This window comes from Paraburkholderia sp. NMBU_R16 (genome assembly GCF_013282575.1).
In the GTDB taxonomy this organism is placed as follows: domain Bacteria; phylum Pseudomonadota; class Gammaproteobacteria; order Burkholderiales; family Burkholderiaceae; genus Trinickia.
In genome coordinates, this window is record NZ_JAAAYE010000005.1 from 1 (window position 1) to 18,485 (window position 18,485).

General features: G+C 64.3%; 3 protein-coding genes and 1 pseudogene. 1 reads left to right on the plus strand and 3 read right to left on the minus strand.

The window, feature by feature from the left end; genetic code table 11:
• Positions 1-124: 124 nt before the first annotated feature.
• Positions 125-709 (minus strand): annotated as a pseudogene (locus GWC77_RS03575) (sulfatase-like hydrolase/transferase); the annotation flags it as partial.
• Positions 710-933: 224 nt separating this feature from the next.
• Positions 934-1,890 carry an oxidoreductase gene (locus tag GWC77_RS03580; RefSeq protein WP_173255496.1) on the minus strand — a complete coding sequence of 319 codons (957 nt, stop codon included), beginning with the start codon at positions 1,888-1,890 and terminating at the stop codon, positions 934-936.
• 374 nt (positions 1,891-2,264) lie between these two features.
• On the opposite strand from GWC77_RS03580, the gene GWC77_RS03585 reads away from it, so the two are divergent.
• A complete protein-coding gene (locus tag GWC77_RS03585) occupies positions 2,265-17,528 on the plus strand; it encodes a non-ribosomal peptide synthetase (protein ID WP_173255497.1) in 15,264 nt (5,087 codons plus the stop codon).
• On the opposite strand, the gene GWC77_RS03590 is transcribed toward GWC77_RS03585, so the two are convergent.
• Complete coding sequence (locus GWC77_RS03590; protein WP_173255498.1) at positions 17,503-18,444, minus strand: LysR family transcriptional regulator; 942 nt, start codon at positions 18,442-18,444, stop codon at positions 17,503-17,505. The genes GWC77_RS03585 and GWC77_RS03590 overlap by 26 nt on opposite strands.
• Positions 18,445-18,485: the final 41 nt, after the last annotated feature.

Consider the following 18,485-nt stretch of genomic DNA (forward strand, 5'->3'; position numbering starts at 1 on the left):
TGCAACATGCGCCGCGCGTCAATCAACAAACGCTTGTCAGCGTCAATCAACATCGGCATCATCAACCTCGCCGCGACATTCTCATCTTGTTTGTCGCGCGTCTCTCATCCAGATTGTCGCGCCACACAACCATGCAAAACGGCCGATCGTCGATGCCGGCCTCCCGCTCGCGGGCAATGTCATAAAGCTTTTGCTTCGCGCAAAACGCCACCTCATCGTCGAAGTCGAGCTGGTTCGTTCGAACACATGTGCCCGCGTCGATCACCGAGCTCATGTTGTGATACCAGCTTGGCCGAACATCGGGTTGGTCCCAATCCGGCACCCAGCCGAAATCCGCGGGATAGATGTCGGTCGTCAGGCGTTCCTCGAAACCATGAAGCTGATCGGGGCCGCAAAAATGCATCTTCCCAGAGAGTACCGTGCGGTAGCCGGCAGCCCTCAGATAGTGTGCGAAGGTCAAGGTCTGGGCGGGTAATTCGGCTGCGTTGTCGAATGCGCCGATCGCCGATGGCAGCTTCCCGGCCATGAACGCGAAGCGCGACGGCGCGCACAGCGGGCTCGCGCAATAGGCCGATTCGAAGACGACGCCCTCGCGGGCAAGCGTATCGATATGCGGCGTTTTCGTGAGTCGATGTCCATAGGCGCCCAACGCGAAGGGCGTCAGTTGATCGGCCATCAGGACGAGCAAATTCGGTTGAGTGGCTTGCATTGTCGATCGATGCGGATTCGATGGTTCGATTAGTCAGGAGTCCGTGGTAGACGGCGCTTGGCCGCGCAAAACGCACCGAGCCTGCAGCATGCGAAATGCGCGACGTCGAATCCACTATTGCGCTTCAATATGCGCTTGAGAAGCGCTGGCGCGTTATGTGCTCATAAGGTGGGCTTATGGCTGCGAGCCTCCGACTGTGCTCACCGAGGGCTGGCTGTCGAGGCTCAAACGGGAATGTTTACGCCGGTCAGCTTTTCGCAGACCTCGATCAGACGATCCCCTGCCGCAACGTCGCGAGCGCGCCGCACGACCCGCGCGTTCCCTACGCGCTCGCCGCGCATTTCCATCAAACCTTGGGGGCCGTAGTAGCCGCCGCTGACGGCTGCGTCGGAGGTTGCCGCGAAAAGCGTCGGCAGCGCGCCGGCGTAGTCGCTATTGAAAAAAAGTCCGATGAGCCTGCCGACCATCCCGCGTGCCGCACGCTCGACGGCCGGCCGATCCGAGCCGCGAAAGAGATTGGTGTTCGCCACGCCCGGGTGCACGGCAATCGACATGATGGAACGTTGCGCCGCGCTCAACCGCCTGGCGAGCGCGAGCGCAAAGATCAGATCGGCGAGCTTCGATTGACGGTAGGCCACCATCGGCGAATACGATCGCTTCGATTGAAGATCGTCGAACGCTAGACGTCCGCCCTTATGTGCGATCGATGCGACGGTCACGATGCGAGGTGGCTCGCTGGCCTGCGCCGCGGCCTGCTCGATCGCTGGAAAAAGCAACGCGGTCAATGCGAAATGCCCGAGGACATTGACACCGAATTGAAGTTCGAAGCCGTCGGCAGTCGTGCACCGGCGGCGCGGCGCCATGACACCGGCGTTATTGACGAGTACGTGCAAGGGGCGCTGTCGCGCGAGTTCGACGCGGGCGAACGCCCGCACCGATGCCAGCGACGCGAGATCGACGATCGCGATCTCGACGTCGGCGGCGGGTATTTCGGCTCGAATTGCGCTTGCCGCGCGCTCGGCGCGCTGCAGGTCGCGGCAAGCAAGCACGACCTGTGCGCCCTTGCGCGCCAGCACGCGCGCCGCCTGATATCCGATGCCGCTGTTTGCACCGGTAATCAGGACGCGTTTGCCGCTCTGCTCGGGGATGTCGGAGACGGTCCAGGACTGGGCGGTATTCATCGGCGCTCCCGTTATTCGTACAGATTCGCATCGAAGACTAACACTGGAAACGGAAATTCCAATGACCCGCCCTCACTGGCTTGCAGGCGACGCGCGTTCGTTGGCAAGGCGTTACCCCGATATATTGCTTACCGATATTTTATCGACGAACGAGTCTGTATGGTTTCGCCAAAAATGACTGGTTGCTTTTCGTAGTAATGGGAAATTATTCCCCGACCAAACACGACGACTTCCGTTATTAATACGCACGCCATACAACATTTGCATATTGCGCTCTGTTTTGCTAGGTTAAACCTCAGAAGAACAACATCCGAATGCCGACTGCTCGTAAAAAAAATGCGGGACGTGATCGGGTTGATTACCGAGGGCTCGGCATGCCCATACACCGCTTGGCACAAATCGAATTACCGGATTCCGGACTGGAGGGTTTCGTGCTCGATTCCGACGACGGCGCTTTTCTCGCGCTCAGCGCACCGCAACTGGAAATGTGGTTCGCACAACAGTTGGAACCCGATAATCCGTTGATCGACAACCGCGTCTATGTCGATATCTGCGGGCCTGTCGACCGGGCTGTATTCGATGAAACGCTGCACCGCCTGATCGGAGAAACCGAAGCTTTGCATCTGCGTTTTGTCGAGACGCCGGCAGGTCCCAAGCAATACGTGGGGAGCCCGCCGTCCCCGTCGCTCTCGTTCGTCGACGTATCTCGGGAGCCCAACCCGTTCGGCGCAGCTCGCCGGCACATGCTCAGCGCGGCAGCCGTGGCTTACGATCTGTCGGCGGGGCCGCTGTTCAGTCAGATGCTCTTCAAGCTCGATGACGCGCACCATGTCTGGTATCAGCGCTATCATCACAGTGTCCTCGACGGCGCCAGCATCCCCATTCTGATTCGTCGCGCCGCGCAGATCTATTCAGCGCTGCTGCATGGCGAGCCTGTGCCTGCATCGCAGTTCGGCACGGTCCGCTCGATCCTCGAAGACGATGCGCAATATCGCCAATCGGTGCGTTTCGAAACGGATCGAAGTTATTGGAGCGGCTACATAGCCGATCTGCCACGCCCGGAAACTGTGGCGGGCGTTCCCGCCGACCGAAGCGGGGACTTTCGGCGCGCTTCGGTTCCTTTTCCCCGGGATGCGGCTCTACTGTTGCGCGAAGTCGAACCGCGCGTCGGCAAATGGCCGCTGCTGATGACCGCAGTCGTGGCCGCCTATCTGTTCCGGATCACGAACGGACGCGCAACGGTTTTCGATTTTCCTGTATCGGCACGCCCCAAAGACGCCCGCCTCACGCCCGGCATGTTCGCTAACGTCGTGCCGCTTCGACTTGCGATGAGCAATGCCGATACGCTCGAGACGCTGACGCAGCGAGCAAGCGCCGAAGTCTTCCGGCACCTGAAACATCAACAGTTTCGAGGCAAGGACATTCGCCGCATGCAAGATGGCGATACAGGCCCGATTTTTGGGCCGCGCATCAACATCATTCCATTCGACGATGAATGGCATTTCGGCGGCAGTCCTGCGACCTTGCACTCGCTCGCCAATGGTCTCGTGCACGATCTCGCGGTGACGCTGATCGGCACACCGGGCAAGGCCGGCTGCATGCTGCACGTCGACGGCAACGCGCGCCTTTATGACGATGCCGGGATCGCATCGCACCAGCAACGGCTTCTCAAGTTCATCGACCGGATGCTCGTCGATCCGGCGCGACCCATCGAACGTATCGGGCTCGTCGACGATGACGAACACCGCTTGCAGATCGCGACCTGGAACGCGACGCGCGCGCCCTATCCCGCGCATCTTTGCATGCAGCAACTCGTGCAAGCGCAGGCAGAGAGAACGCCTGATGCCGTTGCCGTGTTCGCCGAAGCGCAGCGGTTGTCGTACGCCGAGCTCAACGCACGCGCCAATCAGCTCGCCCGTCACTTGACGAGCCGTGCTGCCTTACATCCCGACACGCCCATCGCCCTGTGCACGCATCGCAGCCCGGCGATGGTCGTCGCAATGCTCGCCGTGCTCAAGGCCGGCGCGGCTTATGTGCCTATCGACCCGACGTCGCCGCCTGCGCGCATCGCGCATATCGTGCGGGACGCCGACCCGGCACTCGCACTCGTCGACCGTGACACCTACCGCACGGTGCATGCCGCATGCTCTGCGTTCGGCGATCCGTCCCGTTCCCTCGACATCATGGAGATCGATCTCGCGTCGCCGCCCTGGGCGCACCTGCCGGCCGACAATATCCGCGCAGAAGACGTCGGCGTCGACGCTTCGCATCTCGCCTACATCATCTATACGTCCGGTTCGACGGGTACCCCCAAGGGCGTCATGGTCGAGCACCGGCAACTTCTGAATCTCGTGTCCTGGCACATCGGCCGCTTCGAGCTGCGTCCAGGGTTGCAGGTTCCCTGTACCGCAGGCCTAGCCTTCGATGCCTGTACATGGGAAATCTGGCCGACCCTCGCCAGCGGCGCGTCTCTGCTGTTACCGCCATCCGACGTCCGCGACGATGCCCTCGCCCTACTTCATTGGTGGCGCCATCAATCGATCGAATGCGCGTTCCTCGTCACACCGTTGGCGCTGCTCGCCATTCGAACCGGGCTGCCCCCGAGCTTGCGCCGCCTGCTCATCGGCGGAGAGCGCCTCGCGCAGTGGCCCGAACACCTGCCTGCCGCCGTCGAACTCGTCAACAACTATGGGCCCACCGAGGCCACCGTGGTCGCCACTTCGGGCGCGCTGTCGCCCGCCGATTCTGTCCATCCGATCGGGCGTCCCATCGCCAATACGCGGATCTATCTCCTCGACGAGCGACAACGCCCGGTGCCGATCGGCTCACCGGGCGAGCTCTATATCGGCGGCGCCAGCGTCGCGCGCGGCTATCTGAATCGTCCCGAACTCACCGCCGAGCGCTTCGTGCCCGATCCGTTCGCGCGCGCGGCCGGCGAGTCCGGCGCGCGCATGTATCGCACCGGCGACCTCGCGCGCTATCTGCCCGACGGCCGGCTCGTGTTCCTCGGGCGCAACGACGATCAGTTGAAGATCCGCGGCTTTCGCGTCGAACCGGCCGAGATCGAAGCCCAACTGCTCGCACACCCCGATGTACGCGAAGCCGTCGTGGTGGCCCGCGAAGACGGGGACGACCGGGTGCGTCTGGTCGGCTATCTGTCGTTGCACGAAGCGGCCGCCCACGGCTTCGACGCAGGAGAACGCGTGGGCGCGCTGCGCGCTCATCTCGTCGAGCGGCTGCCCGAATACATGCTGCCCGCGGCTTTCGTCGTACTCGAGAAGATGCCGCTCACCGCGAACGGGAAAGTCGATCGGCGCGCGCTGCCCGCGCCCACCGAAGACGCCTATGGGCTCGAACGCTACGAGCCGCCGCAAGGCGAGATCGAAATCGCCCTTGCGCGGTTGTGGGCCGAACTGCTCGATGTGACTCGGGTCGGCCGCCATGACAACTTCTTTTCGCTCGGCGGCCACTCGCTGCTCGCCGTGCAACTGATCGAGCGGTTGAGACAAACCGGCATTGGCCTTCCGATCCGCGCGCTGTTTCAGCACCCCACTCCCGCCGGGCTCGCAAAGGCGCTCGCGGAGTCGCAACAGGTGACTGTGCCGGAGAACCGGATCGCCCCCGGCACGGCGACGATCACCCCCGATCTGCTCCCGCTCGTTTCGCTCGCGCAAGCCGAGATCGATCGCATCGTGTCGGGCGTGCCCGGAGGCGCGGCGAACGTTCAGGACATCTATCCACTTTCGCCATTGCAAGAGGGCATCCTCTTTCATCATCTTCTGAGCACGCAGGGCGATCCGTACCTGCTGACGGCACGCATGATCTTCGCGGACCGCGCGACGCTCGACCGCTATCTCGGCGCCATCCAGCAGATCGTCGATCGACATGACATCTTGCGCACCGCATTCGTTTGGGAAGCAATCGACATCCCGGTGCAAGTCGTCTATCGGCACGCAAACGTTGCGGTCACGGAGCTTACACTCGATCCGGCCGCCGGCCCGATCGGCGAGCAGCTACAGCGGCGCTTCAATGCCGATCGTCATCGCATGGACCTCTCGCGGGCGCCTTTGTTGCACTTCGTCGTCGCGCGCGAACCCGATGCACGGTGGCATGTGCTCATGGCGCTGCACCACATGGTTGGCGATCACACCACGCTTGCCATTCTTCACGACGAGGTGAAAGCGCTCATGAGCGATCGGTCGGCCAGTCTGGCCGAGCCTTTGCCCTATAGAAACCTGGTGGCGCAGGCGCGCTTGGGCGTGCCGCCCGACGCTCACGGGGCATTCTTTCGCGAAATGCTCGGCAGCGTCGATACGCCGACTCTGCCGTTCGGGCTCACAGGCGTGCACGGCGAATCGGCCACCATTGCCGAAGCGCGCAGAATGATCGCGCCGTCCGTCAATGAGCGCTTGCGCTCGCAGGCGCGGCGGCTCGGCGTGAGCCTCGCGACGCTGTGCCATCTGGCATGGGCTGCCGTACTCGCACGCACGGCCGCGCAGCAGCGCGTCGTGTTCGGCACTGTGCTCTTCGGGCGCATGGCGGCCGGCGCGGGCGCCGATCGCGCGATGGGGCTTTTCATCAACACGCTGCCGTTGTGTGTCGATATAGACGATACGGACGTGGAAGCAGCCGCACGCGAAGTGCAATTGCGTCTTGCGGCACTGCTCGCCCACGAGCATGCGTCGCTCGCACTCGCGCAGCGGTGCAGCAACGTTGGATCGAACGCGCCGCTTTTCAGCGCGCTGCTCAACTACCGGCACAACGCGCTGCCGCCCGGGCACGATACCGCGCTGGCAGGCGTCGAGTTCGTCAGCGGCGAGGAGCGGACCAACTATCCGGTCACGCTGTCGGTCGAGGATTACGGTGACGCTTTGGCGGTGACGGTTCAGGTCGTCGACGCGCTATCGCCGGGACGCATCTGCGCCTACATGCAGCGCGCCCTCGAACAGTTGGCCGATGCGCTTGAACATCGTTCGTCTATTGCCGTTTCCCAATTGGACGTGCTGCCGAGCGACGAACGCCGGTTGCTGCTCGATACATGGAATGCCACGCGGGCCGAATTCCCCGCTCACCTATGCCTGCACGAACTCGTCGAGCAGCAGGTCCGTCGTACGCCCGACGCCACGGCCGTGCTCGTGGGCGGTCAGCGCCTCTCGTACGCCGAACTGAACACCCGTGCCAACCGCCTCGCCCGCCATCTGATACGCCACGGCGTGCGCCCCGATGTGCGCGTCGCCCTCTGCCTGCAGCGCAGCGCCTCGATGGCAATCGCCCTGCTCGCCGTGCTCAAAGCCGGCGGCGCTTATGTGCCCCTCGATCCCGATTACCCCGCCGCCCGCCTCGCCCACATCCTGCGCGATGCCAACCCTTGCCTGCTGCTCGTCGACCGCCGCGGCCGTGACGTACTCGCCGGCTTGCTCGACGAGCCCGGCTTCGCGCCATTGCCCCTCATCGAACTCGGCGACGACCGCCCGCACGAGGCGCCCTGGGCCGCGCTGCCCGGCGAGAACCTCCCGCCTCGCACGCTCGGGCTGCAGCCAACCCATCTCGCTTACGTCATCTATACGTCCGGCTCCACCGGCATGCCCAAGGGCGTGCAAAACGAGCATCGCGCCCTCGTCAACCGCCTCGTCTGGATGCAGCGCGCCTATCGCCTCCAATCCGACGACGTCGTCCTCCAGAAAACCCCTTTCAGCTTCGACGTCTCCGTCTGGGAGTTCTTCTGGACCCTCTCGGCTGGCGCCACCTTGCTCATGGCCGAGCCCGGCATGCACCGCGATGCCGACTACCTCGCCTCGCTCATCGCCTCCGCGCGCGTCACCACCGCCCACTTCGTGCCCTCCATGTTGAGCGGCTTTCTCGATGCCGCCCGCGCCGCCCAATGCACCTCGTTGCGGCGCATCGTCTGCAGCGGCGAGGCCTTGCCCGCCGCCACCGTGCACCGCCTCAAGCAAGTGCTGCCCAGCACCGCACTGCACAACCTCTACGGCCCCACCGAAGCCGCCATCGACGTCACCGCCTGGAGCTGCCCCGCAACGTTCGATGACGATACCGTGCCCATCGGCAAGCCCATCGACAATCTGCGCATCTATCTGCTCGATGCCCGTCAGCAGCCGGTCGCGCTCGGCGCCGTGGGCGAGCTCTATATCGGCGGCGTGGGCGTGGCGCGCGGCTACCTGAACCGGCCCGAGCTCAATGCCGAACGATTCCTGCCCGATCCGTTCGCGCGCGCCGCCGGCGAGCCCGACGCGCGCATGTATCGCACCGGCGACCTCGCACGCTACGCGCCCGACGGCAACATCGTGTTTCTCGGGCGCAACGACGAGCAGCTCAAGATCCGCGGCTTTCGCATCGAGCCCGCCGAGATCGAGACGCAGCTCGCAGCACACGAGTCGGTGCGCGAGGCCGTCGTCATCGCACGCGAGAATGCCGCACACGAAAAGCGTCTGATCGCCTATGTCACGCTGCGACACGATGCCCGTGACGATGCCCTGACCGTTGACAGTGCCGATCTGCCGCATCGGCTGCGCCAGCACCTCCAACGGCGGCTGCCCGACTACATGATCCCGGCCGCGTTCGTCACGCTCGCCGCGTTACCCCTCACACCCAACGGCAAACTCGATCGCAAGGCCTTGCCCGCCCCTTCCGATGAAGCCATCGCGCACGCGCGGTACGAACCGCCTTCGGGTGAAACCGAATGCGCGATCGCGCGTGTCTGGCAGGGATTGCTCGGCGTGCACCGCATCGGCCGCCACGACAACTTCTTCGAATTGGGTGGCCATTCGATTCTCGCGGTCCGCATGATCTCGCGGCTCGCCGCCGAGACGGAAAAGACCGTGACGCTACGCGCCGTCTTCGATGCGCCGACCGTCGCCACGCTCGCTACGCTCGTCGACTCGAGCGAGACGCTTGCCGCCGATACGCATCTCACCGCGATCGATCGCGACGGAGCATTGCCGCTCTCGTTCGCCGAGGAGCGCGTGCTCGCAGTCGAGGCGGACAGTGCGCGAGCCACGATGCTCAACGCGTCTCGCCTTTTCAGCCTCAGGGGCGCGATACGTCCGGAATGTATCGAGGATGCGCTCAAGCATGTCGTCGATCGTCACGAGGTGTTGCGCACGCACTATCGCCGCGAGGCGTCAACCGGCGCGTTTTCGGCTGTGATCGGTCCTTCCGAAAGCTGGCGGATGACCGTGCATGCATCCCCGGGCGGCAGGAACGACGCGATGCGTCTGGCGCAAAGGAAAGCAGCACGGCAGCCGGATTGCTTCACCGGGCCCGTATTCGGTGCCACGCTCTTTCCGTCATCGGCCGAACATGCCGTCCTCGTGCTGTCGATCCATCACATCGTCATGGATGCCGCTTCGTGGGCCATCGTTTGGCGGGAATTCGTCGAAGCATACGAGCGATTCGCCGCCGGATTCGCGCCACAGCGGACGCCGCTGACAACGCAATATCGGGACTATGCGGCATGGGAACGCCGGCAACGCGATACCGCGCGCCTCGAACACCTGCGTCGTGCGTGGCGCGAGCGCTTGGCCGGCGCGCCGGTGCGTACGGACTTGCCGTTCGATCGCCCGCGTCCGGCCGTCATGTCCGAGAAGGCCGGATCCATCGAACGGATGCTTTCCCCCGAGCTCGTGCGTCAGGTCAGGCACTGCGCGGCATCGGAGCACGTCACGCCGTTTCTCGTGCTGGAGACGACGTTCGCTATTCTGGCGGCTCAGCTATCGAAAAGCCGTGAAGTCGTCATCGGCACGGTGACGGAGGGTCGCCGTCACCGCGATGTCGAAGACATGGTCGGCCTGTTCGTCAACACCATTGCGTTGCGCCACCGGATCGATGGCCACACGACGCTTTCCGATCATTTGGCATCGGCAGCGAGGGAACTCGTCTCGGCGTTGGAAGTCAGCGAGCTGCCGTTCGCCGATATCGTGGCCGCCATCAACCCGCCGCGTGCGCCCTCGCACGACCCGGTCTTTCAGTTGTTCTGCCAGTTTCAGCATGGGACCGGTGCACCCCGGACCCATGTCGGTGGCATGGAGATCGAGGCGGTTGCACGCGAAGAGGTGGGCAGAGGCGCCGACATCGCCATCGTGTTTCAGGAAATGAATGACGCGGTGCGCCTCGACCTGACATACAGCGCGGACCTGTTCGATCCAACGACAGTCGACGCACTGGTGACGCTTTATCTGTGCTGGCTATCCGATTCCATTCAGGCGCCGCACGCAGCCATACAAGAACGATGGCACCAAACTATCGAAAGTGTCCTGGCATCGCCCGACAACAAGGATGCCAACAGGTTGTTCGCACAACGATCCACCGAGCCTGGCGCGTGGTACGCGTTCTCGCCCGCCCAACAGGCTGTGTGGCTGCAAGAGCAGTCCGCACCGCGCAACAGCCCGTTTTTCTCGGTAGCAGCGATGCGCTATCCGCCCACGATAGACCGTGAGCGGCTTGCGACTGCCGCCCGCGCGCTCATCGCCCAAAATCAATCGTTTTGGCTTCAATGGGACAGCAGCGGACTGCAGCGCGAGGCACCCGAACCGACAACGTGTTTCGAACGATTCGTGGACCCGTCGTCGCCCATCTATGAGCAAGCCTGCGAGGCGGTGATCGACTGGCATCGTCGGTTGAACGGCGCACATACGAGCCGCATCGGCTCGGTCGCGCTCTTCGAGTGGCAAAGCGAAGTTCTCGTCGCGCTGCGTTCGCATCATGTGCAAAACGACGGTTGGTCGGCGATCAAGTCCTTCGAGCGGATCGCGGAGAACTATGCGGTGCTCGAGCGCAATGGCACGCAGCGCTTCGAGATGGATCGCTTATTCCTCGACACCCTCAAAATCGAAGATCGTTATCTGGCTTCTCCCGCCCACGCCCGCGATGCGGCGTTCTGGGCTGAGCGGTGTCGGGCTGTCGAGGGGCCACCGCTCGTCACTTTGCTCGCCGATCGACCGCATGCGACGCAGGTTGGCGCCGACATCCGATCCATCCGCAAGACGTTGCCGAACGCCGCATGGGCAGCGCTCGCGCGCACGGCCGAGGCGTTCGGTGCATCTCCGGGCGAGTGTCTGACCGCCATCAGTGCACTGTATCTGAGCGGCGTGCGAAGCACGGCAATCGGCGTGTCTTTTCTCAATCGGACGAAGGAGTCGCTCGATGTCTCGGGGCAATTCGCCAAAGTGATTCCGCTTCACGTCAGCTTCGAAGCTCCGAACGATCTAGTGGGCGCAGCACTGCGGCACGCATGCCACGCGTTTCGCGACTCGCTGCGCCATGGCCGCTATCCGTATGGCGAGATGATCCGGCAGGCTGGCCTTGCGCCGCGCGCCATCGACATCAGCGTGAACACGCTGTTTTTACGACACGCGATCGAAATCGATGGCAGGCCCGCACCAATGCGTTGGCTCTCGGGCCCCGAACCCGGCCTCTCGTTCCTCTTTACGCAGTTCGGGCGGACAGCGGCGGTGGATCTCGAATTGCGTTTCAATAGTGCCTTGTTCGAGACGGCGACGGTTTCGCGGCACGCCGATAGGCTGCTTCAATTCATCGAGCGCGCCTGCGAAGACCTCGATCGACCCGTGCAGGCCGTCGAGTTGACGACGAGCGACGAACGCCGGTTGCTGCTCGATACATGGAATGCCACGCGGGCCGAATTCCCCGCTCACCTATGCCTGCACGAACTCGTCGAGCAGCAGGTCCGTCGTACGCCCGACGCCACGGCCGTGCTCGTGGGCGGTCAGCGCCTCTCGTACGCCGAACTGAACACCCGTGCCAACCGCCTCGCCCGCCATCTGATACGCCACGGCGTGCGCCCCGATGTGCGCGTCGCCCTCTGCCTGCAGCGCAGCGCCTCGATGGCAATCGCCCTGCTCGCCGTGCTCAAAGCCGGCGGCGCTTATGTGCCCCTCGATCCCGATTACCCCGCCGCCCGCCTCGCCCACATCCTGCGCGATGCCAACCCTTGCCTGCTGCTCGTCGACCGCCGCGGCCGTGACGTACTCGCCGGCTTGCTCGACGAGCCCGGCTTCGCGCCATTGCCCCTCATCGAACTCGGCGACGACCGCCCGCACGAGGCGCCCTGGGCCGCGCTGCCCGGCGAGAACCTCCCGCCTCGCACGCTCGGGCTGCAGCCAACCCATCTCGCTTACGTCATCTATACGTCCGGCTCCACCGGCATGCCCAAGGGCGTGCAAAACGAGCATCGCGCCCTCGTCAACCGCCTCGTCTGGATGCAGCGCGCCTATCGCCTCCAATCCGACGACGTCGTCCTCCAGAAAACCCCTTTCAGCTTCGACGTCTCCGTCTGGGAGTTCTTCTGGACCCTCTCGGCTGGCGCCACCTTGCTCATGGCCGAGCCCGGCATGCACCGCGATGCCGACTACCTCGCCTCGCTCATCGCCTCCGCGCGCGTCACCACCGCCCACTTCGTGCCCTCCATGTTGAGCGGCTTTCTCGATGCCGCCCGCGCCGCCCAATGCACCTCGTTGCGGCGCATCGTCTGCAGCGGCGAGGCCTTGCCCGCCGCCACCGTGCACCGCCTCAAGCAAGTGCTGCCCAGCACCGCACTGCACAACCTCTACGGCCCCACCGAAGCCGCCATCGACGTCACCGCCTGGAGCTGCCCCGCAACGTTCGATGACGATACCGTGCCCATCGGCAAGCCCATCGACAATCTGCGCATCTATCTGCTCGATGCCCGTCAGCAGCCGGTCGCGCTCGGCGCCGTGGGCGAGCTCTATATCGGCGGCGTGGGCGTGGCGCGCGGCTACCTGAACCGGCCCGAGCTCAATGCCGAACGATTCCTGCCCGATCCGTTCGCGCGCGCCGCCGGCGAGCCCGACGCGCGCATGTATCGCACCGGCGACCTCGCACGCTACGCGCCCGACGGCAACATCGTGTTTCTCGGGCGCAACGACGAGCAGCTCAAGATCCGCGGCTTTCGCATCGAGCCCGCCGAGATCGAGACGCAGCTCGCAGCACACGAGTCGGTGCGCGAGGCCGTCGTCATCGCACGCGAGAATGCCGCACACGAAAAGCGTCTGATCGCCTATGTCACGCTGCGACACGATGCCCGTGACGATGCCCTGACCGTTGACAGTGCCGATCTGCCGCATCGGCTGCGCCAGCACCTCCAACGGCGGCTGCCCGACTACATGATCCCGGCCGCGTTCGTCACGCTCGCCGCGTTACCCCTCACACCCAACGGCAAACTCGATCGCAAGGCCTTGCCCGCCCCTTCCGACGAAGCGCTGGCACACGCCCCTGACGAAGCACCGCAAGGTGCGCTCGAAACTGCGCTGGCCGCGCTTTGGCGGGAATTGCTCGGTGTATCGCGCATCGGCCGACACGACAACTTCTTTTCGCTGGGCGGTCATTCCCTCGTCGCCGTGCGCATGCTCAATCGCTTGCCGGCGTCGATCGGTACCGAAGTCCCTCTTTCATTGCTCTTCGAGCATCCGACGCTCGGGGACTTTGCGAGCGCGGTGTCGGGCGTGCTGGCCGAAGCAGGCCCCGAAGCGTTGCCGGAAATCGCGCCTGTCTCTCGCGATGCATCGCTCGCGCTTTCATTCGCTCAGCAGCGTCTGTGGTTCCTGGCCCAACTGGAAGGGGAAAGTACGACGTATCACGTTCCTCTGATGCTGAGACTCCAGGGCCGGCTCGACCGTGCGGCCTGGCGCCGCGCGCTCGACACGATCTGGTTGTGGCACGAGGCACTCCGCACGGTCTTTCCGGCTGAGGATGGGCGCCCTGTCGCGCGTCTGCCGCATCGCGAAGACGGCATGCCATGGCGCGAAGACGATCTTTCGACGCTCCCCGCTGCACGCACCCGCCGCGAGGAAATATGCCGCGAAGAAGCCACGCGAGCGTTCGACCTCGCGCAAGGGCCGCTCGTGCGAGCGCGATTGATCCGGCTCGCCTCCGATGAACATGTCTTCATGCTGGTTCAGCACCATATCGTGACTGACGGATGGTCGATCCGCGTACTCGTCGAGGCGCTGTGCGAACTCTACCGCGCGGCCGTTACCGACGCCGATCTGCCCGCTCCACCGCGCATTCAGTACCGCGACTACGTGGCGTGGCAGCGCCAGTGGCTTACCGAGGAGCGCCTCGCTCACGAGGCGCGGTACTGGCGTGTCAGGCTTGCCGACGCACCGGTGTCGCTCGATCTGCCGACCGATCGTCCTAGACCGGTGCGCCAGCGCTTCGAAGCGGGACACGTGCCGATCCGCCTCGACGCAGCGACGACGCTTGCGGTGCGGCAGCTCGCGCAGGCGCACGGCGTGACGCTATTCATGCTCTTCGCCGCGGCCTGGGCCATCGTGCTTGCGCGCCTGTCAGGACAGAGCGATCTCGTCATCGGCACACCGACGGCCAATCGTCCACGCCCCGAACTCGAATCGCTCGCGGGGCTCTTCGTCAATACCGTGGCGCTGCGCATCGATTTATCGGGAGAGCCCGCCGTCGCGGACTTGCTCGCGCGCGTGCGCGATACCGTGCTCGCGGCACACGCGCATCAAAATCTGCCGTTCGAACAAGTCGTCGAAATCGTCCGTCCGCCGCGCCGGCTCGATCGCACGCCCGTATTTCAAGTCATGATGGCGTGGCAGGAGATCGATATCGGAACGCTTGCATTGCCGAATCTCTCGCTTGCGCCCGTGGCCGGCAGCTTCGAGCGTGCCAAGTTCGACCTGGAGCTTGACCTGGGCGACAACGGACAAACGATTTCCGGTGCGCTGCGTTATGCGAGCGCGTTGTTTGACGAAGCCACCATCGCACGTCATTGCGACTATCTGCTTGCGGTGGTGCAAGGCATGATGAGCAATGCTCGGCAGCCGGTCTCGCGGATTGCGATAGTGGGCGAAGCCGAGCGCCGCTTGTTACTCGAAACCTGGAACGCGACACGCCATGAGGAAAGTGCCCCTGGCGGACAATCACCGTATCCGACCCAGCTTTGCATGCACCAGCTCGTTGAAGCTCAGGCCGCTCGGACGCCCGACGCCCCCGCCATACTCGCGGATGATCTGCGCCTGTCCTACGCCGAGCTCAATGCACGCGCCAATCGGCTTGCCCATCATTTGCGCGAGCTGGGCATTCAACCCGACGGCATCGTGGCGCTGTGTGCCCGGCGCAGCGCCTCGCTGGTCGTCGCCATGCTCGCGATCCTCAAGGCCGGCGGCGCCTATCTGCCCATCGATCCCGCCACACCAGTCACGCGCATCGCTCATATGCTGACCGACGCGCGGCCGGCCGCCGTGCTCGTCGATCGAGACTCGCGAGAGGCGGTGAGTCATGCGCGCGCGATTTCGACAGGCGGCGATTCGTCAGGCGTCCCGGTCATCGTCGAGTTGGACGCGCCCCAGCCTCCGTGGATACATCAGTCGATCGACAACCCGGGCGCAGACGCGCGCACGGAGCGCCCGCTTCCCGAGCATCTTGCCTATATCGTCTACACCTCCGGCTCCACCGGCACGCCCAAGGGCGTCATGATCGAGCATCGCCAGCTCGTCAATCTAGTGTGTTGGCATACTGCGCGCTTCGAGTTGCGGCCAGGCTCGCGCGTTCCCTGCACCGCCGGCCTCGCTTTCGACGCGTGCACCTGGGAAATCTGGCCCGCGCTAGCGAGCGGGGCCGCCTTGCTGCTGCCCCCGCGGCGAGTGCACGACGATGCGCTCGCGCTGGTTCACTGGTGGCGCGCTCAACCGATCGAATGCGGGTTTCTCGTGACGCCCTTGGCTCTCCTGGCCATTCAGGCCGGTCTGCCACCGAGTTTGCGACGGTTGCTCATAGGCGGCGAGCATCTCACTCACGTTCCGGCCGAACTCCCTCCGACCGTTGAACTCGTCAACAATTATGGGCCGACGGAAACTACCGTCGTTGCGACATCGGGTACCGTCTCGCGCTCCGATGCCGTGCACACCATTGGCCGACCCATCGCGAATACGCGCGCGTATCTGCTCGACGAAGCGGGGGAACCGGTGCCAATCGGCGCGCCCGGCGAACTCTATATCGGCGGTCTCGGCGTGGCCCGCGGCTATTTGAACCGGCCTGAACTCAACGCCGAGCGCTTCCTCCCCGATCCGTTCGCGCGCGCCGCCGGCTCGGCCGATGCAAGGATGTTTCGCACCGGCGACCTCGCGCGCTATCTGCCAGACGGCAGACTCGTGTTCCTCGGCCGCAACGACGATCAACTCAAGATTCGCGGCTTTCGCGTGGAACCGGGGGAGATCGAAGCGCAGTTGCTCGCGCACCCACTCATGCGCGAAGCGGTTGTGCTGGCACACGAAAGCGACGGCGAACCTTCGCGGCTCGTTGCCTATGTAGCGATGCAGCGTGGCAGCGCGGCATCCCACCCCGACGGCCGAACTGGTATCGGTCCCGAATCCGACGACACGCACGCCGGGCAAGCGCCAGCAGCAGCGGGAGCCGCGCAGTTCGTCGATATGCTGCGCACTCATCTCGCGCAGCGCCTGCCTGAGTACATGGTGCCGGCGGCATTCGTCGTGCTCGATACGCTGCCGCTGACGGTCAATGGCAAGATCGATCGGCGCGCCCTGCCCGCGCCAACCGAACATGCTTACGCGATCGCACGCTACGAGTCGCCTGAAGGCAAAACGGAAGTCACGCTTGCAGGCCTGTGGGCCGAACTGTTGGGTTTGCCGCGCGTTGGACGGCGCGACAACTTCTTCTCGCTTGGCGGCCACTCGCTCCTAGCCGTTCAGATGCTTGCCGAAGTCAAAAAGCGACTGGGAATCGAGGCTTCCATCCGTGCCCTGTTCGAAGCCCCGACCGTCGTGCAATTCGCCGAGCGACTCGGCACCCAACCGGCTTCCGATGCGCTGGCCGTTCTGCTTCCATTGCAGCGCAGGGGCACCGGCGCGCCGCTCTTTTGTATCCACCCTGCGGGCGGCTTCAGCTGGCCTTATATCTCGCTCGCTCGCAACATTTCCGACCGGCCCGTCTACGCGCTGCAGTCGCCGGGGCTTTGCGATCCCGAGCACGAAGCCGTATCGATCGAAGCGATGGCCGCGGACTATATCGCGCACGTCCGCACCATCCAGCCGAGGGGACCGTATCACTTACTGGGTTGGTCGCTCGGCTGCCATATCGCACATGCCATGGCGACACAGCTGCAGGCGCTGGGGGAAGACGTCGCTCGACTCGTCATGCTCGACGGATATCCCATCGGCCATGACGAAGCCTTGCCTACGCCCAGTGACGAACAGGTTATCGAAGTGTTGAACCACGCCCTTGCGGATAGCACGTCGAGCAACGGCACGGCTAACGTCGACCTTGCGCCGCTGCCCACGCAATCGGGCCCGCTCGTTTCGATGCTCGGCGAACGTGCATTCGGCGCCGTCTTGCGGCAATTCAAGCGCGCGCCGGCGTTGGCGGGCGCTTATCGGCCACAGGTCTATTGCGGCAACGTGCTGTTCTTCCGGGCCGCGGTGCGCCCGCCGGAGGAACGGGTACCTCGATCGCCGGCCGCTTGGCAGCCTTATGTGAGAGGCAGCATCGTCGAGCACGATGTCGCGTGCCGGCACGAAGCGATGATGCAAAAGAATTTCGCGGATGTAATCGGCCACGTGCTTGCGGGGTTGCTGAACGACGTCACTCCAACGGAAATCCATCCCTGAACGCTTGCCGCAAGAAGTCGGTAAAGCACTTGACCGCGCGTGCGACCTGTACGCCGTGCGGACGCACCACGTGCAGTTGCGAAGCGAACGCGCCCACCGGGCGCCAGTTATTCAACAGCACGGAGAGCTTGCCCGCTTGCAAGGCGGATTGCGCGGTGAAGTCCGGCAGCAGCGCAATGCCGAGATGCTCGAGCGCGGCATCACGCAATACCTCGCTGTTATTCGCCGAAACCGGTCCATTCACCGTCACATTGACGCGCGAATTCTCGTTGCGCCTGCCGACTTTCTCGAAAGACCACACGCCCGAACCCACGGGGCGCGGATAGTAAAGGCAATCATGCTGCGCAAGATCGGCAGGGGCCCGCGGCCTGCCGCGCCGCTCGAGGTATGCGTGCGTCGCAACGATCACGGAGCGCGTATCGCAGAGCTTCCAGGCCACATGGGTATCGGGCACGTTCGCGCTATGGCGGATGGCAAGATCGAAACCCTCGCTCGCAATCGAGGTAAGCCGATCGGATAACTCGAGTTGCACCCTCACCTCCGGATACGCGCGCGAGAACTCGGCGAGGCGCGGCACGAGTTGCTGGCGCGCGAAGGCGACCGGCACAGTCACGCGCACCGTCCCACGCACCGCATCGGCCAGCTCGCGCACGCTCGCAAACGTCGCGGCGATGCGCTCGAAGTCCTCACGTGTGTCGTCGACGAGCCGCCTGCCCGCTTCGGTGAAACGCACACTGCGGGTGGTGCGCTGCACCAATACCACCCCCGCTGCCCGCTCGAGCTCCGCGATGCGCTGGCTGACCGCCGCCTTGCTGACCCCGAGCCGAGCTGCTGCCGCCGTGTAGGTACCCTGCGACGCCAGCACGTTGAGCCAATGCAAGTGGGTCCAGAGCGCCTCGATCTTTTGCGTATCCATATATGGAATCCCGTAGCACGCCGATAAGCGTGCCGATGATA